We start from the raw sequence: 24,686 nt of genomic DNA, 5'->3' as shown, positions 1-24,686 counted from the left end.
TCGTTTCATGGGCCGGCAGGGCGACGATCGACCGAAGGAGGCGGCCGGGGCGGCGAATGCCACCCCGGACTTCGATCAGTTCGCGCAGAACATGGGCCGCCTCTTCGAGGAGTACGGCAAGGTCACGGCCGCCTACCTCAAGCCGATCGAGCGCGGCGAGGCCAAGACCGGCCAGGCCGACGAGGCCAGCGACATGGTCAGGACGCTGGGGCGCGTGGCCGAGCGCTGGACCAAGGACCCGGCCAAGATCATCGAGGCGCAGGCCTCTCTGACCGGCGAATTCTTCAACCTGTGGAGCGCCTCGCTGAAGCGCGCGGCCGGCGAGGACGTCGCGCCCGTCGCCGAGCCCGACAGGCGCGATTCCCGGTTCAAGGACCCCGACTGGACCAACCACCCGACCTTCGACTTCATCAAGCAGGCCTACCTGATCGGCTCGCGCTGGGCCGAGACCATGGTCGACAAGGCCGACGACATCGATCCGCATACCCGCGAGAAGGCCCGCTTCTACATCAAGCAGATCGCCGGCGCGCTCTCACCGACCAACTTCATCGCGACGAATCCAGAACTGCTGCGCGAGACCCTGCAGCAGAACGGCGACAACCTCGTGCGCGGCATGAAGATGTTTGCCGAGGACGTCGAGGCCGGCGGCGGCGAGCTCAAGATCCGCCAATCGGACGCCGCCTCGTTCGAGGTCGGCGTCAACATCGCCACGACACCCGGCAAGGTGATCTTCCGCAACGAGATCATGGAGCTCATCCAATATGCGCCGGCGACGCCGCAGGTCCTGAAGCGACCGCTGCTGATCGTCCCGCCCTGGATCAACAAGTTCTACATCCTCGACCTCAACCCGGAAAAGAGCTTCATCCGCTGGTGCGTCGAGCAGGGCCTGACCGTGTTCTGCATCTCCTGGGTCAATCCCGATGCGCGACACGCCGCGAAGGATTTCGAGAGCTACATGCGCGAAGGCATCTTCGCGGCGCTCGACGTGATCGAGCAGTCGACGGGCGAGAAGAAGGTCTCCGCCATCGGCTATTGCGTCGGCGGCACGCTGCTGGGGGTGACGCTCGCCTATATGGCGGCGGTGCGCGACAGGCGCATCGAGAGCGCGACCTTCTTCACCACGCAGGTCGATTTCTCACAGGCCGGCGAACTGTCGGTCTTCGTCGACGAGGCGCAGATTCATGCGATCGAGGAGCAGATGGCGAGAACCGGCTATCTCGACGGCTCGCGCATGGCCGGCGCCTTCAACATGCTCCGCCCGAACGACCTGATCTGGTCCTACGCGGTCAACAACTACCTGAAGGGCAAGGCCCCGGCCCCGTTCGACCTGCTCTACTGGAATGCGGATTCGACCCGGATGCCGGCAGCGAACCACTCTTTCTACCTGCGCAACTGCTATCTGGACAACAAGCTCTCCAAGGGGGAGATGGTGATCGGCGGCAAGCACCTCGACCTGAAAGCCGTCAAGATACCGATCTACAACCTCGCGACCCGCGAGGACCACATCGCCCCCGCCCCTTCCGTCTTCATCGGCTCGCAATGCTTCGGCGGCCCGGTGGAGCATGTGGTCGCGGGCTCCGGCCACATCGCCGGCGTGGTCAATCCACCCGCCAAGGTGAAGTATCAGTACTGGACAGGCGGGCCGCCGGAAGGAGATCTCGACGCCTGGATGGCCAAGGCCGAGGAACATCCGGGCTCATGGTGGCCGCACTGGTTCGCTTGGCTCGAAGCCCAGGCCCCGAAGAAGGTCGCGGCGCGCGAGCCCGGAGGCGGCAAGCTCAAGCCGCTGGCGGATGCACCGGGAACCTATGTCAAGGTGAAGGTGTAGGGCCCTTCCAGCGTCAGGCGACCAGGATCAGCGCCAATTCCACCCGAGGTGCGTGGCATTCCGCCCGGACCAGCTTCGTCGCGCAGCACTCAGCCGGACCGGCTGCATCAAGGCGACGCGGCTCTGACCGTAATGCCACCGGACGCTCAGGCATCCCAGTACTGGGCTGCGAGCCAGGCAAAGGCGGCTATCGCCACCATGCCGGACGCTATCAGAATCGGATTATCCATGACGGATGGCTACGCCTCGTCATCCGCCGCGATGCAAAAGCCGAAAGCCGTCGCGCAAGCCAGAACGACGCCGATCTCGAACAAGCCCATGATCGCCTCCCTCTCCATTTGCGAAGCTGGAACGGCGTCGGGCCTGCCTTTGTTCCGTCACATGTCGGGCGAGCCCGAACGATCGCAATCGCGGCACGCGATACCGAGCGCACCGGCCGGCCGAAGATCGCTCCAGACCGTCGATGACGGCAGGCTTCGAGAGTCGAGGGCAGCAGTCCGGCACCGACCGGACGAGTTGCTCGGCCGTCTCCCGGACGGCGGACAAACAAAGAAAAAAGCCGGCCCGAGGGCCGGCTTTCCAATGAGGCCGGTCGAGCAGCTCAGTACTTGCGGACCACCGGGTGGACCGGAACGGTCTGGGTCGGATCGTCCCAGCGATAGGTCAGTCCGGCCGAGACGATGTGCACATAGGGCTTCGCCTCGGCGGTGTAGAACACGGCGCCCTGTTGCGGATGCGCACCGTTGTAGTTCACCCGGGCCTTCTTCACGTCGATATAGGTATAGCCGAGGTCGAGCTTGATCTTGTCGGTGAGCTGATAGCTCGCACCGGCCGAGAGCCAGAGACGGTCGTTGTCGGAGATGTAGATCGTCCGGTTGCGGTCGTTCACCGCCGAGAGTTCATAACCAACACCGGCGCGCAGGGTCAGGGCGTTGCTGTACTTGTACTCGGCGCCGAGCGAGAAATACCAGGCATCGTCATACTGGAAATTCAGGCTGCTGACCGGTGTTCCGCCGAGGCGGCTGACAATCGGAATGTTGCGGAAACGGCTCCAGTTCGTCCATTCCACCCCGGCATGGACCTGCCACTGGTCGTTGATGACCTGCGAGAGACCGAAGACGACCGAATCCGGCAGGTTGAGATTGGCCTTCACCGGGAGCGCCGGGGGCGCACCAGGAGCGCCGCGCAGCTTGCCTTCGAGCGTCTGCCGGATCGCCGAGCGGTAGGCCAGGCCGATATTGGTGCCTTGGAACGGCGTCAGCGTGAAGCCGAAGCGATAGCCGAAATCGACTGTGTCGCCCTCGAGGATGACCGGCGCCGCCGACGGGCCGATACCGTTGGCCTGCTTGAGGCTGGCATCGAGATACTGAATCTGCAGCGCGGCACCGACCGAGAGCCAGTCGTTCACCTTGTAGCCCATGGTCGGCGAGACGTTGACCGTCGTCACCTTGGCGGAGCGGCCATAGATCTGCGCGGCATGCACCTGATTGTCGGCCTTGGAGCGCAGCCCGTAGGGGGCACCCGTGGTCACGCCGATCCAGAAGCGATCCGTCAGCTGCCAGGCGGAATACGAAGCCGGGATGAAGCCGCCGTCGCCACCGAGGTTGCCGGTACCGTTCTGGATCGGGCTCGCCGGGCCAAGAGGCGAGCCCAGCCGCGTCGTTGAGGTCGGCTGGTAGTCGCCGTGAGCATAGAGATAGGTGAAGTTCCAGTTGCTGTTGCGGCCCGGGAACATGGTGATGGTGGCCGGGTTCCAGGCCATCGCCCCCATGCCGATGCCGCCCGAAGCGGCGCCGGCATAGGCCATGCCGAGACCTTCGGCGCTCTGGCCGCTGCGGATGGCAAAAGAGCTGGCCGAAGCGGAACCCGCCGCCAGCAGGGCAGCCAGAGAAACCGAAGCGGCAGCGACGCTGCGAACGAGGCCCTTCATCGAGTCCATCCCGTTTGTCGTTATCCGAGGCGTCATCGCCTCGCTCGATTCGAAGCATGACGCGAGCCGATTTCGGCCGCAATCCCGCCCTACATGCCTAAAATTGGCCCTTTCGTTTTCGTCTTCGACGCGGCGGCTGGCGAAAATCACCCAAAACGCCGCATTTTGGAGGCGGCCAAACCCATTCGATTCAAAAAAGATCGTTTACATAAGAACTATCGCCGATTTCCGGTGGTTCGCGCTTGACCTTGCGGCACTTCGAACCGCGCTGCCTTTCCATCGCTTTGCCCGGCAACGTTGCATTCCGGCAACAATTTTCCACCTCCGGCAGCGGCGCGGGCAGGTCATGCGTAGCGACAGGCTTGTCATCGCCCGGCACATCCGGTCAGATCGCGCGTCATTTATAACGTTTGAAATGAGGTAACGCCTTGAAACTTCTCCGCTACGGTGCGCCCGGCCAGGAAAAGCCCGGCCTTCTCGACGCGAAGGGCGGGTTGCGCGACCTGTCCGGCGTCATCCCGGATCTCGCCGGCAAGGCGCTGACCTCGGCCTCCATCGCCAAGATCAAGGCGCTCTCGCCGGAATCGCTGCCGCTGATCTCGGGCTCGCCACGCATCGGCGCCTGCGTCGGCGACGTGCGCAACTTCATCGCCGTCGGCCTGAATTTCGCCGACCACGCGGCAGAGACCGGGGCCGAGATCCCGAAGGAGCCGATCCTCTTCAACAAGGCCCCGAACTGCATCGTCGGCCCGAACGACGACGTCATCATCCCGAAGGGCTCGACCAAGACCGACTGGGAGGTCGAGCTCGCCATCGTGATCGGCGACGGCGGCTCCTACATTCCCGAGGACAAGGCGATGGCCGCGATCGCCGGCTTCGCCGTCTGCAACGACGTCTCCGAGCGCGCGTTCCAGATCGAGCGCGGCGGCCAGTGGGCCAAGGGCAAGGGCTGCCCGACCTTCGGTCCGCTCGGCCCCTGGCTGGTGACGACCGACGAGGTCAAGGACGTCCAGAACCTCGCCATGTGGCTCGAGGTCGATGGCGAGCGCGTCCAGAACGGCTCGTCCAAGACCATGATCTTCGGCTGCGCGTATCTGGTGCACTACATCAGCCAGTTCATGCGGCTCGATCCAGGCGACGTCATCACCACCGGCACGCCTCCGGGCGTCGGCCTCGGCTTCAAGCCGCCGCGCTTCCTGAAGGGCGGCGAAGTCGTGACCCTTGGCATCGAGGGCCTCGGCGAGCAGAAGCAGAACTTCGTCGCCTACAAGGGCTGAGTACGAATTTCTCTGTACCGAACATGGAAAGGGCCGCGATTGCGGCCCTTTTTCGTATCGGCATTCGCCGCGCCGCGAGCGGCGAACGAAGGCGCGTCTCAGCCCTCCGGCAACCCGAGCATCAGGCGGATGTTCTGCACCGCCGCCCCGGAGGCACCCTTGCCAAGATTGTCGAGCCGCGCGACCAGCACCGCCTGGCCGAGGTCGTCCTGGCCGAAGACCCTGAGCTCCAGCTTGTTGGTGTCGTTGAGTGCCTCGGGCTCGATCTTGCCGCCAGAGCCATCCTGCGAGATCACGCTGACATAGGTCGAGCCGGCATAGCGCTCGGCCAGCGTGTGATGGAGATCGGCCACCCCGGGCCGGCCGGGCAGCGTGTCGAGATGGAGCGGCACGGAAACCAGCATACCCTGCCGGAAATTCCCGACCGATGGCACGAAGATCGGCCGCCGCGTCAGCCTGGCATAGGCCTGCAGCTCCGGCAGATGCTTGTGGCGCAGGCCGAGGCCATAGAGCTCGAAGGCCGGAGCGACGCCGGTCTCGAAATCCTCGATCATCGACTTGCCGCCACCGGAATAGCCGGAAACGGCGTTCACCGTGACGGGGTAGTCATGCGGGATCATGCCGGCATCGACCAAGGGGCGCAGCAGCGCGATGGCACCGGTGGGGTAGCAGCCCGGATTGGCCACCCGGTTGGCGTTGGCGATCTTGCCTGCCTGTCCCGGCTCGAGCTCGGCGAAACCATAGACCCAGCCCGGCGCGATGCGATGCGCCGTCGCGGCATCGACGATCTTCGGCGCGTCCACGCCCAGTTCGTCGGCCAGCGCGACCGACTCCTTCGCTGCCTCGTCGGGGAGGCAGAGAACGACCAGATCGACCGCTGCCATCATCTCCTTGCGCGCGGCCGGATCCTTGCGCTTGTCCGGATCGATGCTCTTCACCGCCACTTCCGGCAGGGCGGCGAGGCGATCGCGGATGCCGAGCCCGGTCGTGCCGGCCTCGCCGTCGATGAAGATGGATTTCAGGTTCTGGCTCATCGGGACCCCGGAGGCTGGGCAGGCGAGTTGGCTAAGGGCATAAAAAAACCGCGCTCCATGGCGCGGTCGCGGGGCGTTCGGACTTCAGCCGAGCGTCATCGCGGGCGCGCCGGAGCGGCCTGATACGGGCGACGTCGGGTCACATGCGTGATCATGCCCGCGTATATGAGCCACGGCGCCCGCCCCGTCAATCGCCGAGGGATGCCAGGCAAGCCCATCGCGCTCGGCGCCGACGCATATCGGCGGTCATACAGCCCGTCAGGACGGAGACAGGCAGCGGGCGGTCGTCTTGGCCGCGGATTCGATCAGCCCGGCAGCCAGGAACCTCGCGGGGCGTTCCGCGCCGATGCGAATCTCGATCCCGTTGCTGGCCAGCAGCATCGTTCCGAAGACGCGCCTGCCCTCCTCGCCGTCCAGGACGAGGCGCTTGTCTTCACCACGCCAGCTCTGGCTGATCCACGGCCCGCCATCGATGCGATAGGCGACCGCGTCAGCTCCGTCGGCCGGCTTCGGCACGAGCACCAGCTTGAGCTGCTTCTCGGCGTTGCAAAGAATCCCGAGCGTCAGATTGCGACCGGGATCGATCTGGGTGCTCATGTCCAGCTGCTGGCCGGTCTGCGGATTCTGCATCCGTCGGTGCATCCATACGCCGTCAAGCTCGGACTGCGCCGCCGCTCCGAATCCGCAGAAGGCCAGGACGGCGACCAGGCCTGCGGCCCTGCCGCGATGGAACCTCATGAAGCATGCCTCCCCGGCCTGACCATGCCGACCGTGTCTGACGATCGCCGCAGCTGTCCAGCATCCAGCCATTCAACGGCGGGCCGTGAACCAAACATACAGGCACCATGGCAGGATCAGTGCGAGGCCGCTCAGAACCAGTCGCAGCATCGTCCAGGCATTCGGATAGCTGAGCGCCCGGCCGTCGAGCTCCGGCACGCTCTGAATAGCGCCCAATGCGATCGCCGGCGCAAGGAAGATCAGCAGGGCCCGGCCAATGCGGCTGCCACGCGGCAGATCCTCCCGCGCCAGCATCATCAGGGCGGGAATCGCGATCATCAGGAAGCCGATCAGGGTGAGAAGGACGCGCATGGGGATCCAGGCAGGACGAGGCGAACCGGCTTTAGCATGATCGGGGGCGCGCTTCAGCTTCGCGGCGCATGTCCCGGCCCGGCGAGGACGATGCGGAGCGATCACACCGACGGCCGCAGGACGATCCGGACGATCATCGCCGGGCGACGGATGGATAATCCGCGCCAGGAGGATAGCAGCATGGAAGCGGCTCCCGCGAGCCCCCCTTCCCCGCTGCCAAAGCGACCGGAAACGACCGGCCCTTCAGAGGCTGCGCATTTCCGCGGCGAAGATCAGGCGCGTGGCGCAACGCGTTCGAGCCAGATCTCATGCCAGAAGATCAGCTCGTTCTGGGGGCACAGCCCGAGATATTCCCCCGTCGCGGACACACCGGCCAGGACAATGCAGGCACTGCCCATCGTCAGCATTTTTCCGCTGGCCTCGTCGACGATGGTCCGCACGACCGACGCGACGCGAAACTCTCCGCCGCAGAACCGATGCATTTCGCGGTCGAACCACAGCCCGCGATTCTTCGACACGTGATTCAACGTTTCCTCGATCTGCCGCCGCGTCTTCACGCGCACGAGTTCGCCCGGCTGGAGATCAAGCACTTCCTTCGGACTGGTCTTGCGGTCCGTCGGCTCACGGTAAGGCGCCTCCGCACTGCGGAGCTTTCGCTGCACCGTGTTGAACAGCGCGAGCGCCACGGCGACGATGAAGGGGCCAGGCCGGACGTTGCCCGAACGCAGCTCGCGCCAGTAATGCCGCGGGTCGCGCCAGCTCAACCGCGTCGTCGCCTTCGGCAGCTCTGTCATCTGACACGCGTAGCGCTCCTCGCCATCCGCCGCGTTGATCTTCGCGCATGCGTCCAGCCTCGAGGCGTCTACCGCTTCCGGCGCTGGCCGATCCGCCTTGGCGCCGTCGCTCGGGGAAAGCCAGGCCTCCTTCCAGATCAACTGGCAGCCCGCCTGACAGCCGCCGTGCCCGGCGCCGTCGCAGCGCAATTCGTCCAGGAGGACCGCATCTCGCAAGCGCCGCAGATGAGGCGCCGTAGGGCCGTAATAGTGGTGGATTTTCTCGACACGCCGAAACACGCGATGGCGTCCTCCGCAGTAGCGGCGCATTTCGGGCATGAAAGGCAATCCGTCCAACCGGCCTTCGTCATCGAGCGTCATCGCGATTTCCGAAAAGGGCCGGACCTCGACCCATTCACCCGGCCAGAGGCGCAACCGCGCAGGCGAGCCCGGCATCAGGCGCAGCAGCTTCCGTCGCAGGTGAACGAAGGCACCGGCGCTGCATTCGCGCGGACGTGTGGAATAGTAGGGCTGACCGCGCAGCTCCATCGCGTCACGGGACAGGCCGATGAGCCCGCCAAGCACGACGAGACCGGCAATGACTGCGGCCATCAAGCAAAATGCAAAAAACAGAACTACAGCGAGCCCCGGCACGAAAAAGGCGCCGATCCCGATCAGCATAGCCAACAAGCAGAAGGCAGCGGAAGCCAAAATAGTCTTTCGATAACTCTCCCGATTTTTCGGCATGCGACCCGAGACCTTCGTCAGAAACCCATCCAAATCGCTCAACTGATTTATCTTGAATCTATACATGAAATTATCTACGATAATACAGATTCATTCATGTATTCCATATCGTCAATCTATTTCATTCCCTAACTGACTTCAAGATCGACCAATTTATGAACCGCCCAAAATCTCGCCTTAAGGCCGGCGGAAATCCTGACGCCCTAAAGTCGCCCGTGATCTCCACCCTCTCATCGGCGGTTTTCGCTGTCTTTATATTTCCCGCAACCTCTCCGGCGGGCTGAGCTGCGCCGCTCGTCGAGCCATCACAGGCTGGCCATGGCACCGGCAGTGAGCCGTGCGGTGCAGCCGCTTCAATCCGAGCGGATCACGAATCGAGGCCGCAATCTCTGGGGCACGGCAAGCCCGCTCCCAATAAAAAGAGGGCTGGCATTTCTGCCAGCCCTCCGGATTTGAAGCTCGTCTGAAGCGTGCGATCAGCGCTTCGAGAACTGGAAGCTGCGGCGGGCCTTGGCCTTGCCGAACTTCTTACGCTCGACGACGCGCGAGTCGCGGGTCAGGAAGCCTTCCTTCTTGAGCGGGCCGCGAAGCTCCGGCTCATAGTGGGTCAGCGCCTTGGAGATGCCGTGGCGCACCGCGCCGGCCTGGCCGGAGAGACCGCCGCCCTTGACCGAGACGACGACGTCATACTGCGTCACGCGGTCGACCAGCTGCAGCGGCTGCTTGAGCACGAGGCGCAGCACCGGGCGAGCAAAGTAAATCTCCTGGTCACGGCCGTTGACGATGACCTTGCCCGAGCCGGGCTTGATCCAAACGCGAGCGATCGCGTTCTTGCGCTTGCCGGTGGCATAGGCGCGACCCTGGGCGTCGACCTTCTTGACGTGGACGGGAGCAGCGGGCTGCTCAGGCTTGGCGACATCGCCGAGCTGGGCGAGAGACTGAAGAACTTCGGCCACGGTCAGACCCTCTTGTTCTTGCTGTTGAGCGCGGCGACGTCGAGCGCCTCCGGCGACTGGGCAGCGTGCGGATGCTCCGCGCCCTTGTAGACGCGCAGGTTGCCGAGGATCTGGCGGAAGAGCGGGCCGCGCGGCAGCATGCGCTCGACAGCCTTCTCGACGACGCGCTCAGGGAAGCGGCCTTCCAGGATGAACTTGGCCGAACGCTCCTTGATGCCACCCGGGAAGCCGGTGTGGTGATAGTAGTTCTTCTGCTCGCGCTTGCGGCCGGTGAAGGAGACCTTCTCGGCGTTGATCACGATGACATTGTCGCCGCAGTCGACATGCGGGGTGTAGGCGGCCTTGTGCTTGCCGCGCAGACGCATCGCCACAACGGAGGCGAGACGGCCGACGACGAGCCCGGAGGCGTCGATCACAACCCACTTCTTTTCGACATCGGCGGGCTTGAGCGAGACGGTGGTCTTCATCGCGGCACCCTTCGGTTGCGTAAAAAAGGACAAGCCGCCGGGAACCCGGCGGCGGTGTGGCGTCGGAATAGGGGCAAGAAAGCCGGCTGTCAAGCACTCAGAACGGCAGACTAACGAAGAAAGCGTCTATTTTTCAATTACCTGAGAAATACGGTAATTTGATACCGTATTTCCGTTCTTGATGATTCACGCTACCCAAGACAACGGGACAACCACCCCTGCATCATCGCTCTGACGGGATCGAATAGGTGCCGGTTGCATGGCAGACCATCTCGGCCTCGCCCTGCGAATAGAGACAGACCTCGCCGACCGCGAGCCGCTTGCCGAGTTTCATCAGCTTCGCTTCGGCGATCAGCGCCGCCTGGCCGGGCTTGCGCAGGAAGTTGAAATTGAGGCTCGTCGTGACCGCCAGGCCAACAGGGCCGATCTGGGCGAGAACGGCCGCGTAGAGCGCGAGGTCGGCCAGAGCCATCATGGTCGGCCCCGAGATCGTGCCGCCGGGACGCAGATGCCGTTCGTGATAATCACAGCGCATCCGGGCCGTCATCGGCCCAACGTCCTCGACGAAATAGGTGCGTCCGCCATAGTGCAGCTGCGGAAAGACCTCGTCGAGATAGGATTCGACCTCGGAGGCGGTCATGCGGGTCGTCATGCGGAAAACCACAGGCTGAGACGGGACTTGTCCTCTTGCAGCATGACGAACGGCCTCCGACAATAGGCGGAAATGCGGAAGGGAAGCACGATGAACGCCCACCACAAGCCGGATGCCGCGCCGGTGCTGCTGCGCGAGGATGCCGGCGGCATCGCGCTGCTGACCCTCAACCGTCCGCAGGCGCGCAATCCGCTGAGCGAAGCGATGTTGGCGGCGCTGAGCGACGCCTTCCGTGCCATCGCCGCCGACCGTTCGGTCAAGGTCGTCGTGCTCTCGGCGGCCGGGCCGGTATTCAGCGCGGGGCACGATCTCAAGGAAATGACGGCGCATCGCGCCGACCCCGATCGGGGCCGGGCCTATTTCGCGGATATTCTCGGGCGCTGCTCGGCGATGATGCAGCAGATCACCGCCCTGCCCCAGCCGGTGATCGCCGCCGTCGAGGGCACGGCGACGGCGGCCGGATGCCAGCTCGTCGCGAGTTGCGACCTCGCGGTCGCCGGCGAAGACGCGCGCTTCTGCACGCCGGGCGTCCATATCGGGCTGTTCTGCTCGACCCCGATGGTAGCGCTCTCGCGCAATCTCTCGGCGAAGCATGCGATGGAGATGCTGCTGCTCGGCGAGATGGTCCCCGCGGCGGAGGCGGCCCGCATGGGCCTCGTCAACCGTGTCGTGCCGGCCGGCGAAGCGCTGGCGGAAGCACGGCGGATCGCGGCGATGATCGCCTCGAAAGCGCCGGCGACGGTCAAGATCGGCAAGCGCGCCTTCTACGAGCAGCGCGAGATGGGGCTGAAGGCGGCCTATGACCACGCCTCGGCGGTGATGGTCGAGAACATGCTCGCCCGCGATGCCGAAGAAGGTATCGGCGCCTTCATGGAAAAGCGTGCGCCGGTATGGGAGGAGTAAATCAGCTGTCCTGCCCGGGCTCGACTCCGGCATCGCGCAAACCGGACATCCTCTCCCAAGCCACCCCCGTGCCTGCGCTTGGCCCCGCCCGCGAATGACACAGAGTATCCCGATGAACCACGACGCCTATCCCGACAGCCAGATCCGCGACATCCTGAAATCCGTGAAGCGGATCGCGCTGGTCGGCGCCTCGGCCAACGAGGCGCGGCCGAGCTGGATCGTAACGAAGTATCTGCTGGATCGCGGCTATGAGGTCGTCCCCGTCAATCCCGGCCTCGCCGGCCAGACCATCCTGGGCAAGACGGTCTATGCCACGCTCAAGGACATTCCCGGCCCGATCGACATGGTCGAAATCTTCCGCAATTCGGAAGCGGCCGGTCCAATCACCGACGAGGCGCTGGCACTCGATCCGCTGCCCAGGGTGATCTGGATGCAGCTTTCGGTGCGCAACGACGCGGCTGCGGCGCGGGCGGAGGCGAAGGGCCTCATCGTCATCATGAACCGCTGCCCGAAGATCGAATATGGCCGGCTGTCCGGCGAGATCGGCTGGCAAGGCATCAATTCGCGCATCCTGTCAGCGAAGAAGCCGGCTCTGGCTGGCAAAGGCTTCCAGAAGCTGACGATCAACCGGCCCGGGACGTAGCGGGCTTCGCATTCCCTACGGCAAAAAGGTTCCCGCTGAGCCCTCATCCCGAGCAGCAAGCCTGCCGCTTGCGTCTCGCAGGATGCTCCAGCAGACTCCCGAGCGATCTGGAGCATCCTACGGGACGCCGCCCACGCGACTCCGCAGGATGAGGGCCTAGAAACGGCCCGGTCGGAGGCTGGACCATGCGCGAAATCGGCACCACCTGCTGCATCGCCGGCGGGGGCCCGGCCGGGATGATGCTCGGCTTCTTGCTGGCGCGGGCAGGCGTCGACGTCACCGTGCTGGAAAAGCACGCGGATTTCCTGCGCGATTTCCGCGGCGACACGATCCATCCCTCGACGATGCAGCTCATGCAGGAACTCGGCCTGCTCGACGATTTCCTGAAGCTGCCGCACACCAAGGAGCGCAGCATCGTGGCCCGTTTCGGCGATCAGGACGTGCCGATCGCGGATTTCAGCCATCTGCCGGTCGAGGCGCCCTATATCGCCTTCATGCCCCAATGGGACTTCCTCGACTTCCTGGCGGACCGAGGCAAGGAGCTGCCGCATTTCAAGCTGCTGATGCAGGCGAAGGCGACCGGGCTGATCCGCTCGGGCGGCCGCGTCGCCGCCGTCACCGCCGAGACGGCCGAGGGCGAGACGACGATCTGGGCCGATCTCGTCGTCGCGGCAGACGGGCGCCATTCCGACCTGCGGCAGGCAGGCGGCTTCACCGTTCGCGAGATCGGGGCGCCGATGGACGTGCTCTGGTTCCGGCTGTCGCGGCGGCCAGGCGATACCGGGCAGACGTTCGGCCAAGTCGGCCGCGGGCGCTTTGCCGTGATGCTGAACCGCGGCGACTACTGGCAATGCGCCTATGTGATCCCGAAAGGCGCATTCGAAAAGCTGCGCGCTGCCGGGCTCGATGCGTTCAAGGCCGGGCTCGCCGCCCTGCTGCCGGTGGTTGCCGATCGCGTCGACGAAATCGGCAACTGGGACGACCTGAAGCTGCTCTCGGTCGCGGTCGATCGGCTGGAGCGCTGGTGGCAACGGGGGCTGATCTGCATCGGCGACGCAGCCCATGCCATGTCGCCGATCGGCGGCGTCGGTGTGAACCTCGCCATCCAGGATGCGGTGGCCAGCGCCAACCGGCTCGCGGCGCCGCTGCGGGAAAAGCGGGTCACGACCGAGGATCTCGCCGCCATCGAAGAGCGCCGGGCCTTCCCCACCAGGGCGACGCAGGCATTGCAGGTCGCGATCCAGAATCGCATCATCACGCCGATCCTGGCCGGCAGCGGGCCCGTGTCCCCACCTTTCCTGCTCAAGCTCCTGCGCTGGTTTCCGGTGCTGCGGCGGATTCCGGCGCGGCTCGTCGGCATGGGGTTCCGCCCGGAGCATATCGGCCCCCAGCTCAGCCCGCGCGCCTGAATTGACGCTGCGTGGATCGTTCTTTAAAACGAACGCACCGTCTCGCATTCAGAAGATTTCTCAGGGAGCACGCCATGACCGACCGGATGCCCGGCTTCAATACGCTCGCGATTCACGCCGGCGCGGCTCCGGACGCAGCGACGGGCGCGCGCGCCACCCCGATCTACCAGACGACATCCTTCGTCTTCGACGATGTTGACCATGCCGCCTCGCTGTTCGGGCTGCAGGCCTTCGGCAACATCTACACCCGCATCGGCAACCCGACGAATGCGGTGCTGGAGGAGCGCGTTGCGGCGCTGGAGGGCGGCACGGCCGCGCTTGCCGTCGCGTCGGGCCACGCGGCCGAGTTCCTGAGCTTCCACGCGCTGCTGCAGCCAGGCGACGAATTCGTCGCGGCGCGGAAGCTCTATGGCGGCTCGATCAATCAGTTCAACCATTCCTACAAAAGCTTCGGCTGGAACGTGATCTGGGCCGATTCCGACGATGTCGAGAGTTTCGCCCGGGCGGTGACGCCGAAGACCAAGGCGATCTTCATCGAGTCGATCGCCAACCCGGGCGGCGTGATCGTCGACATCGCCGCGATCAGCGCCATCGCCAAGCAGCACAACATTCCGCTGATCGTCGACAACACCATGGCGACGCCCTATCTGTTGCGCCCCTTCGAGCACGGGGCCGACATCGTCGTGCATTCGGCGACCAAGTTCCTCGGAGGCCATGGCAATTCGATCGGCGGCCTGATCGTCGATGGCGGCTCGTTCAACTGGGTCGGCGACGAACGCTACCCTATGCTCTCGAAGCCGCGGCCGGAATATAACGGCATGGTGCTGGGCGAGACCTTCGGCAACTTCGCCTTCGCCATCGCGACGCGGGTGCTCGGCCTGCGCGACCTCGGCCCCGCCCTGTCGCCCTTCAACGCCTTCATGCTGCTGACCGGGATCGAGACCCTGCCGCTGCGCATGCAGCGGCATTGCGAGAGCACGCAGAAAGTCGCCGAGCATCTGGTGAAGCACCCTGCGGTGGAATGGGTCAGCTATCCCGGCCTGCCCGGCGACAAGTATCACGATCTGGCCAAGCGCTACGTGCCGAAGGGGGCGGGATCGGTCTTCACCTTCGGGCTCAAGGGCGGCTACGACGCCGGCGTGAAGCTGGTCTCGAACCTCAAGCTGTTCTCGCATCTCGCCAATATCGGCGACACCCGCTCGCTGGTGATCCATCCGGCCTCGACCACCCATCGCCAGCTGACGGACGAGCAGAAGGCCGCCTCGGGCGCCGGCCCGCAGGTGGTGAGGCTGTCGATCGGGCTGGAAGACGTCGAGGACCTGATCGCGGATCTCGACCAGGCGCTGGCGTAAGCGCGACGGGCCTTCATCGGGGGCCGCGACGCGGTCTCCTGGTGGAGCTTCCTTTTCGACCAGGCCCCGGAGAAACGCTGTCGCGTCAGGCGCCCGCCTGCCGCGTGCGCGTCACATGCACCACCGCCATCGCAAGCACGGCGAAGGCGAGAGCCTGATGCGCCAGTCCCGCCCAAAGCGGCACGACGAGCAGCAGCGTCGCGACGCCGAGCGCGGCCTGGGTTGCGACGATGCCGGCGATAGCCGTCGCGCGTTTCGCTGCGCTGGATTGCGGGGCGGAACCCTTCAGCCGCCAGAGCTGCCAGAGCGCTGCGGCCAGCAGGACATAGGCGCCGAGCCGGTGGTTGAACTGCACCAGCGCAACGTTGTCGACGAAGTTCTCCCATAAGGGCTGCTGCGCGAAGAGCAGCGAGCCTGGCGGCAGGATCGCCCCGTCCAGGAGCGGCCAGGTGTTGAAGGCGAAGCCTGCCTTGGAGCCGGCGACCAGCCCGCCGAGCGCGATCTGGATGAAGGTCAGCAACAGCAGAAGCCAGGCCATGCTACGGCTTCCGGCAGTCTCGGGCCGGCGTAGCGGCGTCAGCGACGTGGCAAAGGCCACGACGGAGGCGAAGAACAGCCCGGCGAAGGTCAGGTGCAGGGTCAGCTTCACCGGCGCGACGGCGACCATGCCGGGCTGCAGCCCCGAGGCGACCATGATCCAACCGATCGCGCCTTGCAGGCCGAGGAGCAGCCCCATCCCGAACAGGACAGCGATCTGGCGGGCGGGCAGGAGACGGCGCAGCGCCACCACGAGAAACCCTGCGAGGAAGACGAGCCCGATGAAGCGGCCGAGCTGACGGTGACCCCATTCCCACCAGTAGATGAACTGGAATTCGCCCAGGCTCATGCCGCTGTTGAGGATCTGGTATTGCGGACTGGCCTTGTACTTGGCGAACTCCTCCGCCCAAGCTCCTGCCGAAAGCGGCGGCATCGCTCCGGTGATCGGCTTCCATTCGGTGATCGAGAGGCCGGAGCCGGTCAGCCGCGTCGCGCCGCCGACGACGACCATCAGGAAGACGAGCCCCGCCACCGTCCAGAGCCAGCGGCGGATGCCGGCATGGTTCGCGGTCAGGGCCGGCGCGCCGGCCGGCTGGTTCAGGGCAATGCTCACGCGGCGGACCTTTGGGCGCGGGGGGCGCTTCACAAGCGCGGTCGGCGGTGACATAGCGCGAGCGAAGCAAATTCTGGTCGCAAAAGTGGTCGCCACTTTTGCGGGACATGCTTTAGACCCGTCGCGGCAGCGCGACAATGATCGCATTGCCGCAGCGGCGCCAATCGGGCGCCGCCGACGGCAACAGGGAGTCCGATGAGACAACGCACCCGCAAGCTGGTCGGAACCGTGGCGATCCTGGCCTTCGTCTGCATCTACGCCCTCGTCGCGATGGCGCTCGCCCAAGGGCGGATCACCGAGGCGCCGAAGCTGGTCCAGGGGATCGCCTACGTCGCGCTCGGCCTCGCCTGGATCCTGCCGCTGCTGCCGCTGATCAGGTGGATGGAGCGCCGCGACGAAAGCTGAGCCGGCCTAGGTCGCATCCACGCGCCGTCCGCGATTGCGCAGCCAGAAAGGCAGCCCCGACAGCAGCGCCCGCAACGCTGCCTCGTTCTGGTGCAGTCCGTTGAGCGAAACGCGCGGCAGGGCATGGAGATGGCCGGCATGCTCCGGGAAGAGATGCCCCGGGCGCGTCGTGACTGCGCTGAGGAAGCCCGCCTCGCGCGCCGCGACGAACTCCCGCGGCCCGGCCGAAGCCGGATCGCCGACCGGATAGGCGAAATGCTCGACCGGCCGTCCAAGCTCCGCCTCCAGCCGCACCTTGCTCTCGGCGATCTCGCGCCGTGCCGTTTCGGCATCGTGCTTTGCCAGCATAGGGTGGGTCAGAGAATGGGCGCCGATGGCGACACCAGGTGCTCCGGAGAGCGCCCGCAGCGTCTCCCAGGGCAGGCATTCGCGCTCGACCAGCGCCACGGGGTCGATGCCGGCTTGCCGCGCCAGATCGGAAATCGCCGACAGCAGAATCGCTTCTGGCCCTTTGCGCAGACGCCAGTAGAGCTTAGCGAAGGCGCGACTCTTCTCGGCATCGGTCCTGGCGTCAGCAGTGAAGCGGCCGTCCGGCAGGGTCAGGTCGAGCCGCGGCAGGACACGGATCGCCTCCTCCAGTTCCAGCCACCACAGTCGCGCGGTACGGTCGGCGAAACCCGGCGTGACGAACAGCGTCCAGGGCGCGCCATGCTTGGCCAGGACCGGCCAGGCATGCTCAAGATTGTCGCGATAGCCATCGTCGAAGGTCAGAGCGACGAAGAAGCGGCCGCGCCGGGGGCGCTGCAATCGGACGATCGCCTCGTCGAGCGAGACGAGGTCGTGGCCTTCGGCGCGGATCAGGCCGAGCGCCCGGTCGAGGAAGGCCGGGGTGACGTCCAGCAGCGCATTGGGCGCAAAGCCGCGCGGGGCCGTCGCCGGGCGGACATGGTGCAAGGTCAGGATAACGCCTCTGCCCTGGGCAAAACCCCGGCTCCAGCGGTCCGCCCCCGTCGTCGCCATCAGCTTGAATGCGGCCGCGATGGCCCTGTGACGCCCGTTCATCGCTTGTCCATGCAACCGCCCGCTAACGCTATCGCGCGATCGCGCCGCGAGCGAGGCGATCATGACCGATCCGTTCACAATGGCGGGTTAAAGAAACCCGTCCCTGATCGCGAGACGAAGGCGCATGGCGGTCGCAGTCCAAACCCTGCTGCACGATAAGCCCCTCCGCTGGGCCTCGCTTGCGATCGAGACGGACATCGCCGCGATCGAGGCCGAATGGCGCGCCTTCGAGGCGCGGGCGCTGGTCACGCCCTATCAGGCCTATGGCTGGGTCCGCGCCTTCGTCGAGACGGTCGGCGCCGCGCATGGCATGGAGTTCCGCTACGCGCTGCTGCGTGACGGCGAAGGCGCACTCTGCGCGTTGCTGCCCCTCGTCATTACCCGGCGCAGTGGCATCCGCTTCGCCGAATTCATCGGCGGCAAGCACGCCAACTACCATATGGGCCTCTATGCGCCCGAATTTGCCGCCGGTCTCGATGCCGGATCTGCCGTAGCAATGCTCACCGAGATCGGCCGGACCGTCGGCGGCCTCGATGCGCTGATCTTCGTCAACCAGCCGGCGCAATGGCAGGGCACCGCCAACCCCGCCGCCTTGCTCGCAGCCGGTCCGAGCCCAAGCCGGGCCTACAAGCTCGCGCTGATCTCCGGCGACGGCGAGGCGACGCTGAAACGCTCGATGAGCAGCCATGCCCGCAAAAAGCTCAAGAACAAGCGCAGCCGCTTCGCCGATTTCGGCTCCTCGGCGCTAGTCAGGGCGCGCACGCGCGACGAGATCGCTCGCGCGGTCGATGCCTTCCTGAATCAGAAAGCCGAGCGGTTTCGCCGCATGGGGGTGCCAGACCCCTTCGCCGAGCCCGCCATGCGCGCCTTTCTGGCCGCTGCTGCATCCGATGGGAGCCGCGAGGCGCCTGCCGTCGAGCTCTACACGCTGGACCTGGGAGGGGTTTGCGTCGCGACTTATGTCGGTGCCGTCCAGGGGCGGCACTTCTCGGGCATGGCGACCTCCTTCGATATGGCGAGCGAGACCGTCAGGACGAGCCCGGGAGAGCTGCTTCTCGCCGATCTGATCCGGCTGAAATGCGACGAGGGCTTCGCGGTTTTCGACCTGGGCGTCGGCGAAGCGCGCTACAAGACGAGCTTCTGCGACGATCACGACGATCTCGTCGACAGCTTCCTGCCGCTGACGCTCAAGGGGCGCCTGTTCGTCAGGGTCGCGCAGGCGAAGCGCGCGCTGAAGCGACGGATCAAGAGCTCGCCTGCCGCGCTGAGACTGGCACAGCGCGCCTCGGGCTGGTTGCGGCGAGGCGCGCTCTCGGAGGAGTAGCGCTTTTCCGGCCGCTAAAGCCGCGGCTCAGACCTCCAGCGGCGCGTCCTGCGCCATGCGCGCCATCGGCGCGGCGCGCTCGGCGTCGAGAACAAGCGAGACGGGCGCCTTGACCAGCTCGCTGAGGCGGTACGCCGCTTCGAGCGCATGGCCGTTGCCCGGCTGCCCGCTCATGACGAGCCCGCCCTGGGCACGGCGCGCAACCGGCTCCAGCATGGCGCTCTCGTCGTTCGAGGCGGCCGCCACGAGAACCCAGTCATAGGTCTCGCAGAGCGCCTCCAAAGCGACATCGACGAGATCCGGGGCGGCGAACACCGCCTCGCGGCCGGCCCGGCCTGGACCGATGCCGTGCAGGCGCGAGCCGGGCTCCCGCATGATGATGTCCGAGAAGAGCGCCTCGCCCGCCAGCAGTTCGGAGAACCCGGGCTCGCCGTGGTCGTCGTCCCGAGCGAGATCGACGAGGATGCAGCGGCAGCGCTGGGCAAGCAGCTCGGCCAACTCGCGCGGCCTGGCCGCTCCTTCGCCACCGCCGTCCAGCACGAGCACCACCGGCGCCAGTCCGCGCGGCGCCTCCTCGGTCCGCTCGGCGAGCGCCGCCAACGTCTCCTCCGGCCGCTCGAGGTCGAGGCGGATCTGGCCGAGCCGGCCGGCGTGAGTCAGCAGGCCGGCGACGGAATCGCGGCGGGGCCTTTCGGGGGCCGGCTCGTCCGCCTTCGTCTCCTCCTCCTCCCCGACCGAGACCCAGCGCGGACCACGGGGCGCCTGCGGCAGCGGGCGGGCCTGGCCGTTCAGCAGCTCCCGCGTAACGATCGTCGCCAGGGCGATCAGGAAGGTCGCCAGCGTCGAAACGAGGACGATCGGCAGTTTCTTCGGGAAGGACGGGTCGATCGGCTCGACGGCGCGCGAGATGATGCGCGCATCGGCGGGCGCGCCGTTCAAGGTGTCCCGCGCCACGGTCTCGCGATAGCGCTGCATGTATTGCTCGAGCTGCTCGCGCAGGGTGCGGGCTTCGAGCTCGAGCGCGCGCAGCTGCACCTCGCTGTCATTGGCTGTGACGACGTTCTTCTTCTGGCCGTCCAGCGCGGCCTCGAAGCTCTCGACGCGCTGGCCGGCGATCTTGGCTTCGTTCTCCAGGGTGCGGACGGTGCGCTCGGCCGCGGCCCGGAGTTGACCTTCGAGATCGGCGAGCTGGGCATTGAGCTCCTTGATCCGGGGATGACCGGGCAGGAGGCTGCGCGACTCCGCCGCGATCTGCGCGCGCAGGTTGACGCGCTGCTCGATCAGCCTGCGGATCAGATCGTTGTTGGCCACGTCCGGGATCTCGAAGGTGCGCCCCTGTTTGATCGCGTCCCTGATCAACCCGGCCTTGGCCTGCGCGTCGGCCTGCTGGCTGCGCGCCGCCGAGAGCTGCGTCGACAGATCGGCGAGCTGCTGCGAGGTGATGTTGGTGTTGTTCGGGCCGGCAAATAGCCCGTGCTTCGCGCGGAATTCCTCGACCTTGGCTTCGGCATCGGTCACGCGTTTGCGCAGCGGTTCGATCGTGGTCGAGAGCCAGGCGGAGGCGCTGCGGGCGTTGTCCTGCTTCGCGGCCTCCTGGAACTCGAGATAGGTCTCCGCGATGGTATTGGCGGCCTTGGCGGCGAGCGCCCGGTCCTGCGAGGTGAACTCGATGGAGACGATGCGGGAACGCCCCACCGGATAGACGAGCAGCCGGTCGTAGTATTTCTCGAGCACACGCTCTTCCGGCGAGCGGTCGGCAGGATGGCTGCCGAGGCCGATCATCACCGCAATCTTGCGGAGGGCACCGAGCGTGCCGGCTCCGGAATCGAACTCGGGGTTGCCGACGAGGCCGATGCGCTTGATCGCCTCCCGCGCGAGATCGCGGGACATGATCACCTGCACCTGGCTCTGCACCGCCTCGGCATCGAACTGGCCGGCATTGTCGGGCGCGGATTGCCCGGGCAGGGCATAGAAGCCGCTGCGGCTCTCGAGCAGCAGGCGCGCCTCGCCGGTGTAGCGCGGTGTCACCAGGTTCACCGCGAGGAACGAGAGGCCGAGCGCCGCCACGGTCGGCACGACGATCCAGGCCTTCCGGCGCTTTATCGCCGCCCAGAGCGCCGTGAGGTCAAGCATGTCGCCGCGGCTTCCGCCGCCACCTCGCGCTTCAGTCCCAGCTTCAGCGGTCATGACCCACCTATGTGACGCAACACTCTCGCATCCCCGAGGGAATGCGGCGTCATTCAAGGCTCGGTAAGCCTAATTAACTGTTAATGATCTCAACTTCTTATGCCGCGTTACTGGCGGCAAACTGTGGCTATTCCGGTGCTTTCGGGACCGGCCGGGATCAGGGTTGCGCGAGCGGGGGCCGCAGGCGCTCGACCTTGTCGTCGAACTTGTTCACGGCCGTGGTCAGCTGGCTGAGCGTGGCATTCTGAACCTCGATCTTGCCGGCCAGCGTGGCCAGCGCCGCCGCCGTCAAGCCGCCCTGCGTCGTGAGCTGCGCCAGCTGGTTTTCGTGCCGCTCGACCTTGCCTTCGACGACGGTCATGCGCGTGTCCATCCGGCCCCAGGCCAGGGTGATGGCGATCAGCATCGCCACCAGGCTGAAGGCCTGCGTCGCCATGGAAAGCTTGTTGCCGAGCGTAACCTGGGAAGAAGCCATCTCATCTTGCCTTTGGTCGCGACCAGCAGCCGACCGCGACGCCGGCTTCGAAGACCTCGTCGACCGCCCAACGGTCGGTCGCGAGCGCCAGTTCATTGCCCAGGCTCCGGCACTGCCCGGACACATTGGCCGGTCGCACGGTCCCAAGACATCCCGCCGCGCTCGCGGCAAGCACGCACGTCAGCACGAGCTTGAAAGCCCTTGTCCGCCGCATCGCGGTTCTCCTGGTTGTAGGTTTCGGTTGCCTTGCTGACGCGGCCGGCGGCGACCAGGTCGACGAGCTTCCAGCCGGCGAAGATGACGCCGGCGGCGATGATCCCGATCAGGGCAAGGCGCAGGTTGAGGCTCATGCGGCCCCGCCCGGCGCGGCGATCGCGGCCTTGATGTCCTTCACGGCCGCGATGATGCGGGCATGGAAGACGAGGCCGAGCGTGGAGATGACGACGATGCCGCCGAAGGCCACGGCCGTGACCTTCCAGTCCCCGAACAGCAGCGTGCCCAGCCCGGTCGCGGCCGAGCCGATCGTCCCGATGCGCTCCCAGAAGCCGCCCGTCTCGGCGACGGGCTTGTCGAGCGCCGGCGGCGTCACCGCGACCGGCTTCTCCTCGACGACGGGCGCGGCCGCCGCATCGGCCGGCTGGGCCGCCTTGGCCGTCAGCCCCAGCAGCCGGGCGTGGATGGCGGCGCGCGTCTTCGGCCCGAAGATGCCGTCGATCGCCAGCCCCATGTCGCGCTGGAAGACGATGAGCTCGGAGGGGCCGTAGCCGAGCAGCACGAGCGAGCAGCGCGCCAGCCATTTCAGGCGATCGTCGAAGCCGTTGCGGCCGCCATTGATCTTGAGGGTGATGTTCTCGACATCGCCCTTGTCGGCATAGGCGTTGAGCTTGCGCGAGCTCCAGTACCAGAGCGGCACGAGGCCTTCCCAGGGATCGGTCAGCGCCGCGTCGGGATCGGCCTCGAAATCCGGCCCGGCCGGATCGACCTGCTTGCGGACCCAGGCGGTGAAGGCGCGATAGTTCGCCCGGCCGGTCAGCATGCCGCCGGTGCGGCCGTAGTAGCGCCGGCCGTCGCCGGGTTGCGTGTTGCCGAGCTGGCGCGCGAGATCCGAGCCCGAGGCTGGGTCATAGCGCAGCTGCTGCTTGGTCGGCCCCCAGATCTCGCGGTCCCATTGGAAGACGCCGCTCTCGTGCAGCGCCTGCGCGACGTATTGCGCGACGCGATGCGGCTGGAGCAGGCCGAGGCCGGGGCCGAAGCGCTCCAGCGACATCAGGAAGGAGAGCGCGTTGGCGCGCTGCTTCGGCGAGAGCGGCTTGCCGGCGATGCGGGAGAGCTGGTCGAGATCCATGGGCAGGCCTCTACAGGGTTGCGCAATGCCGCCAGAAGGCGGCGCGGGCTTCGGGGGTCCAGGGCGGGGTGGCGAGCAGGCCGAACGCCTCGGCCAGCGGATGGCCGAACTCGAACCGGGTCGCGCCGCGCAGGAGCATGCGGGCCGCGAAGCGCTCGCCTTCCGGCAGCTGGTCGACCAGGGCGACGAGGGCGGGCGGCAGCGTGCCGGCCGCCACCCACTCCTCCGCCTCGGCTTCCGAGATCAATCCGAGCTCGGCGAGCCCCTGGGCGAACTGGCGGTCGGAGATGTCGACCGGCGGAAGCGCATTCATTTCCGCTAGCGGCCCGATGTCGTTTTCTAGAAGCGTCGTCCGCTCCCCATCGACGATGAAGACCAGTCCGCTCATTGCACCACTCCTTCGACAATCAGCCGCGTGCCGGTGCCAAGACCATTCGCGACAGTGGCTAGGACCGAGAGATGCGACACCAACCCAACCGCGTCGCGCCACGTGCCGAGCATGCTGAGATCGGCATTTCCGCTGGAATTCAGGCCGAAACTGATCGAGGTGCAGTTGGCTTTTTCGCCTGCTGACCCGGCATCGAAATCGAAATAGGCACGGGTCGGAGTGCCGGGCTGGGTGCTTTCGACGGCCTGAGTAAGCGCGGCTTGAGGAGTCGCGCCGGAGCCTGCGAAAGCGCTGCCTCCTACAGATCCAAGATACTGCACGATGTAATCGGACGCGCCTGCGGCATATGACGTACCGTCGAAGCTGGTCCGATATCCGACGCTGAAATCAGCTGCCGCCGGGTTCGGAACGACGAGAAGGCGCCCCCGGAAGGCCTTGAACCCTGTCAGCGGCACAATGAAGCCCGTTGCAGCGGCCGAGAGGGTCTGATCGAATACCTTGACCGAGCTCTGGCCGAGCAAGCTCCGAAATCCGCTGATGTCGGCCGGATCGCTCGACAATTTCGCCGGCACGATAAAGCCGTCGGCCATCTTGAGGCGAGCCGCTGCACTGGCTGCGAAAAAGCCGTCTGCGAAAATGGCGAGACTATCGGCGTCAAGCCCCAAAAAGCCCGCCGCGAACTTCGCGCGGCTGGCAGCATCAGCAGCGAAGAAGCCCGTGGCCATCTTGAGCCTGGCCGCGGGACTGGCCGAGAGGAAACCATCCGCCATCTTGGCCAGGCCGGCCGCATCCGCCGAGAGGATGCCGTCGACGAGCGCGGCCTTGTCGAGCTGACCCCAGGCGAACAGCCCGCCGGCGAGCGCGACGAGCGCCTTCCCGACATCCTCCGCGAGCGGCACCGGAACGTTGCCGCTGGCGATGATCAGATCGAGCAGCTGGCCGACCGTGGCGGCATCGGTCGGCACGGTCCCCGGCGCGACGTTCGACAGGCCGGAGCCGCCGAGGTTGAAGTTGCCCGCGCCGAGCTCGGCCCCCTCCTCCAGCACGATGGCGCGGGAGAGCGTTGTCCGATCCTCGGCGGAGCGCATCGCCGCGCGATCGTGCAGCTGCTGGATGATAGCGAGCGAGAAGCCCTCGCCATCCTGGAGCACTTCGCTGACAAGCGCCGGCGTCTCGCGGGAGACGACGAGGGTGCCGGGCGCGGGCGGCAGCGCGATCGGCAGCACCGTGACGAGATTGCTCCCATCCGCCAGGGTGACGCTGTGGTTGACGCCTGCGGTCATCTCGCTG

At 66.2% G+C, this 24,686-nt stretch carries 24 protein-coding genes; 8 read left to right on the top strand and 16 right to left on the bottom strand.

Annotated features, from left to right (window positions below; all coding sequences use genetic code 11):
• The first annotated feature begins 7 nt into the window (after nucleotides 1-7).
• Nucleotides 8-1,828, top strand: coding sequence for a class I poly(R)-hydroxyalkanoic acid synthase (gene phaC, locus BGO20_RS11595; RefSeq protein WP_291663869.1), 1,821 nt, complete (start codon nucleotides 8-10; stop codon nucleotides 1,826-1,828).
• 601 nt (nucleotides 1,829-2,429) lie between these two features.
• Here the strand turns inward: phaC and BGO20_RS11590 are convergent.
• Nucleotides 2,430-3,758: an OmpP1/FadL family transporter gene (locus tag BGO20_RS11590; RefSeq protein WP_291663870.1), complete on the bottom strand. Its 1,329-nt coding sequence runs from the start codon at nucleotides 3,756-3,758 to the stop codon at nucleotides 2,430-2,432.
• Between the two features lie 428 nt (nucleotides 3,759-4,186).
• Here BGO20_RS11590 and BGO20_RS11585 point away from each other — a divergent pair, with 428 nt between their 5' ends.
• Nucleotides 4,187-5,035 (top strand): fumarylacetoacetate hydrolase family protein, encoded by an 849-nt coding sequence (locus BGO20_RS11585; protein ID WP_291663871.1) that lies wholly within the window; start codon nucleotides 4,187-4,189, stop codon nucleotides 5,033-5,035.
• 98 nt (nucleotides 5,036-5,133) lie between these two features.
• On the opposite strand, the gene argC is transcribed toward BGO20_RS11585, so the two are convergent.
• The 7 genes from argC to BGO20_RS11550 form a co-directional block, all read right to left on the bottom strand.
• Nucleotides 5,134-6,069: an N-acetyl-gamma-glutamyl-phosphate reductase gene (argC, locus tag BGO20_RS11580; RefSeq protein ID WP_291663872.1), complete on the bottom strand. Its 936-nt coding sequence runs from the start codon at nucleotides 6,067-6,069 to the stop codon at nucleotides 5,134-5,136.
• 258 nt (nucleotides 6,070-6,327) lie between these two features.
• Nucleotides 6,328-6,807 (bottom strand): hypothetical protein, encoded by a 480-nt coding sequence (locus BGO20_RS11575; RefSeq protein WP_291663873.1) that lies wholly within the window; start codon nucleotides 6,805-6,807, stop codon nucleotides 6,328-6,330.
• A 72-nt stretch (nucleotides 6,808-6,879) separates the two neighbouring features.
• On the bottom strand, nucleotides 6,880-7,158 hold the full coding sequence (locus tag BGO20_RS11570; protein ID WP_291663874.1) for a hypothetical protein: 279 nt from the start codon (nucleotides 7,156-7,158) through the stop codon (nucleotides 6,880-6,882).
• A gap of 272 nt (nucleotides 7,159-7,430) precedes the next feature.
• Nucleotides 7,431-8,744, bottom strand: coding sequence for a hypothetical protein (locus BGO20_RS11565; protein WP_298922740.1), 1,314 nt, complete (start codon nucleotides 8,742-8,744; stop codon nucleotides 7,431-7,433).
• A gap of 410 nt (nucleotides 8,745-9,154) precedes the next feature.
• The gene (gene rpsI, locus BGO20_RS11560) at nucleotides 9,155-9,634 is read right to left on the bottom strand and encodes a 30S ribosomal protein S9 (RefSeq protein ID WP_291663876.1); all 480 of its coding nucleotides are present in this window, start codon (nucleotides 9,632-9,634) and stop codon (nucleotides 9,155-9,157) included.
• Nucleotides 9,635-9,636: 2 nt separating this feature from the next.
• Nucleotides 9,637-10,101, bottom strand: coding sequence for a 50S ribosomal protein L13 (gene rplM / locus BGO20_RS11555; protein WP_291651615.1), 465 nt, complete (start codon nucleotides 10,099-10,101; stop codon nucleotides 9,637-9,639).
• 223 nt (nucleotides 10,102-10,324) lie between these two features.
• Nucleotides 10,325-10,753 (bottom strand): PaaI family thioesterase, encoded by a 429-nt coding sequence (locus tag BGO20_RS11550; protein ID WP_291663877.1) that lies wholly within the window; start codon nucleotides 10,751-10,753, stop codon nucleotides 10,325-10,327.
• Nucleotides 10,754-10,843: 90 nt separating this feature from the next.
• On the opposite strand from BGO20_RS11550, the gene BGO20_RS11545 reads away from it, so the two are divergent.
• The 4 genes from BGO20_RS11545 to BGO20_RS11530 all read left to right on the top strand — a co-directional run bounded on the left by BGO20_RS11545 (nucleotide 10,844) and on the right by BGO20_RS11530 (nucleotide 15,060).
• Entirely contained in the window at nucleotides 10,844-11,656 is an 813-nt protein-coding gene (locus tag BGO20_RS11545; RefSeq protein ID WP_291663878.1) for an enoyl-CoA hydratase, read from the top strand.
• A gap of 112 nt (nucleotides 11,657-11,768) precedes the next feature.
• Nucleotides 11,769-12,299 (top strand): CoA-binding protein, encoded by a 531-nt coding sequence (locus BGO20_RS11540; RefSeq protein ID WP_291663879.1) that lies wholly within the window; start codon nucleotides 11,769-11,771, stop codon nucleotides 12,297-12,299.
• Nucleotides 12,300-12,484: 185 nt separating this feature from the next.
• A complete protein-coding gene (locus tag BGO20_RS11535) occupies nucleotides 12,485-13,708 on the top strand; it encodes an FAD-dependent oxidoreductase (protein ID WP_291663880.1) in 1,224 nt (407 codons plus the stop codon).
• A 74-nt stretch (nucleotides 13,709-13,782) separates the two neighbouring features.
• The gene (locus BGO20_RS11530; RefSeq protein ID WP_291663881.1) at nucleotides 13,783-15,060 is read left to right on the top strand and encodes an O-acetylhomoserine aminocarboxypropyltransferase; all 1,278 of its coding nucleotides are present in this window, start codon (nucleotides 13,783-13,785) and stop codon (nucleotides 15,058-15,060) included.
• An 85-nt stretch (nucleotides 15,061-15,145) separates the two neighbouring features.
• On the opposite strand, the gene BGO20_RS11525 is transcribed toward BGO20_RS11530, so the two are convergent.
• Complete coding sequence (locus BGO20_RS11525) at nucleotides 15,146-16,210, bottom strand: COX15/CtaA family protein (protein WP_291663882.1); 1,065 nt, start codon at nucleotides 16,208-16,210, stop codon at nucleotides 15,146-15,148.
• A 195-nt stretch (nucleotides 16,211-16,405) separates the two neighbouring features.
• On the opposite strand from BGO20_RS11525, the gene BGO20_RS11520 reads away from it, so the two are divergent.
• On the top strand, nucleotides 16,406-16,615 hold the full coding sequence (locus BGO20_RS11520; protein ID WP_291663883.1) for a DUF2842 domain-containing protein: 210 nt from the start codon (nucleotides 16,406-16,408) through the stop codon (nucleotides 16,613-16,615).
• Nucleotides 16,616-16,621: 6 nt separating this feature from the next.
• Here BGO20_RS11520 and BGO20_RS11515 read toward each other — a convergent pair whose 3' ends face one another.
• Nucleotides 16,622-17,677, bottom strand: a complete 1,056-nt coding sequence (locus BGO20_RS11515) for a polysaccharide deacetylase family protein (RefSeq protein ID WP_291663884.1) — start codon at nucleotides 17,675-17,677, stop codon at nucleotides 16,622-16,624.
• A gap of 124 nt (nucleotides 17,678-17,801) precedes the next feature.
• On the opposite strand from BGO20_RS11515, the gene BGO20_RS11510 reads away from it, so the two are divergent.
• Nucleotides 17,802-19,001, top strand: coding sequence for a GNAT family N-acetyltransferase (locus BGO20_RS11510; protein WP_291663885.1), 1,200 nt, complete (start codon nucleotides 17,802-17,804; stop codon nucleotides 18,999-19,001).
• A gap of 27 nt (nucleotides 19,002-19,028) precedes the next feature.
• Here BGO20_RS11510 and BGO20_RS11505 read toward each other — a convergent pair whose 3' ends face one another.
• The 6 genes from BGO20_RS11505 to BGO20_RS11480 all read right to left on the bottom strand — a co-directional run bounded on the left by BGO20_RS11505 (nucleotide 19,029) and on the right by BGO20_RS11480 (nucleotide 24,679).
• Nucleotides 19,029-21,134, bottom strand: a complete 2,106-nt coding sequence (locus BGO20_RS11505) for a GumC family protein (RefSeq protein WP_291663886.1) — start codon at nucleotides 21,132-21,134, stop codon at nucleotides 19,029-19,031.
• A 211-nt stretch (nucleotides 21,135-21,345) separates the two neighbouring features.
• Nucleotides 21,346-21,663, bottom strand: a complete 318-nt coding sequence (locus tag BGO20_RS11500; protein WP_291663887.1) for a hypothetical protein — start codon at nucleotides 21,661-21,663, stop codon at nucleotides 21,346-21,348.
• Nucleotides 21,664-21,755: 92 nt separating this feature from the next.
• Entirely contained in the window at nucleotides 21,756-22,013 is a 258-nt protein-coding gene (locus BGO20_RS11495; RefSeq protein ID WP_291663888.1) for a hypothetical protein, read from the bottom strand.
• Nucleotides 22,010-23,008: a glycoside hydrolase family 19 protein gene (locus BGO20_RS11490; protein ID WP_291663889.1), complete on the bottom strand. Its 999-nt coding sequence runs from the start codon at nucleotides 23,006-23,008 to the stop codon at nucleotides 22,010-22,012. The genes BGO20_RS11495 and BGO20_RS11490 overlap by 4 nt, the downstream gene beginning before the upstream one ends.
• 10 nt (nucleotides 23,009-23,018) lie before the next feature.
• Entirely contained in the window at nucleotides 23,019-23,396 is a 378-nt protein-coding gene (locus BGO20_RS11485; RefSeq protein WP_291663890.1) for a hypothetical protein, read from the bottom strand.
• Entirely contained in the window at nucleotides 23,393-24,679 is a 1,287-nt protein-coding gene (locus BGO20_RS11480; protein WP_291663891.1) for a hypothetical protein, read from the bottom strand. The genes BGO20_RS11485 and BGO20_RS11480 overlap by 4 nt, the downstream gene beginning before the upstream one ends.
• Nucleotides 24,680-24,686 lie beyond the last annotated feature (7 nt).

The sequence above is a fragment of the Allobosea sp. 67-29 genome, from assembly GCF_001898115.1.
Classification (GTDB): domain Bacteria; phylum Pseudomonadota; class Alphaproteobacteria; order Rhizobiales; family Beijerinckiaceae; genus Allobosea.
This window is presented reverse-complemented; position numbering and strand designations above follow the sequence as displayed.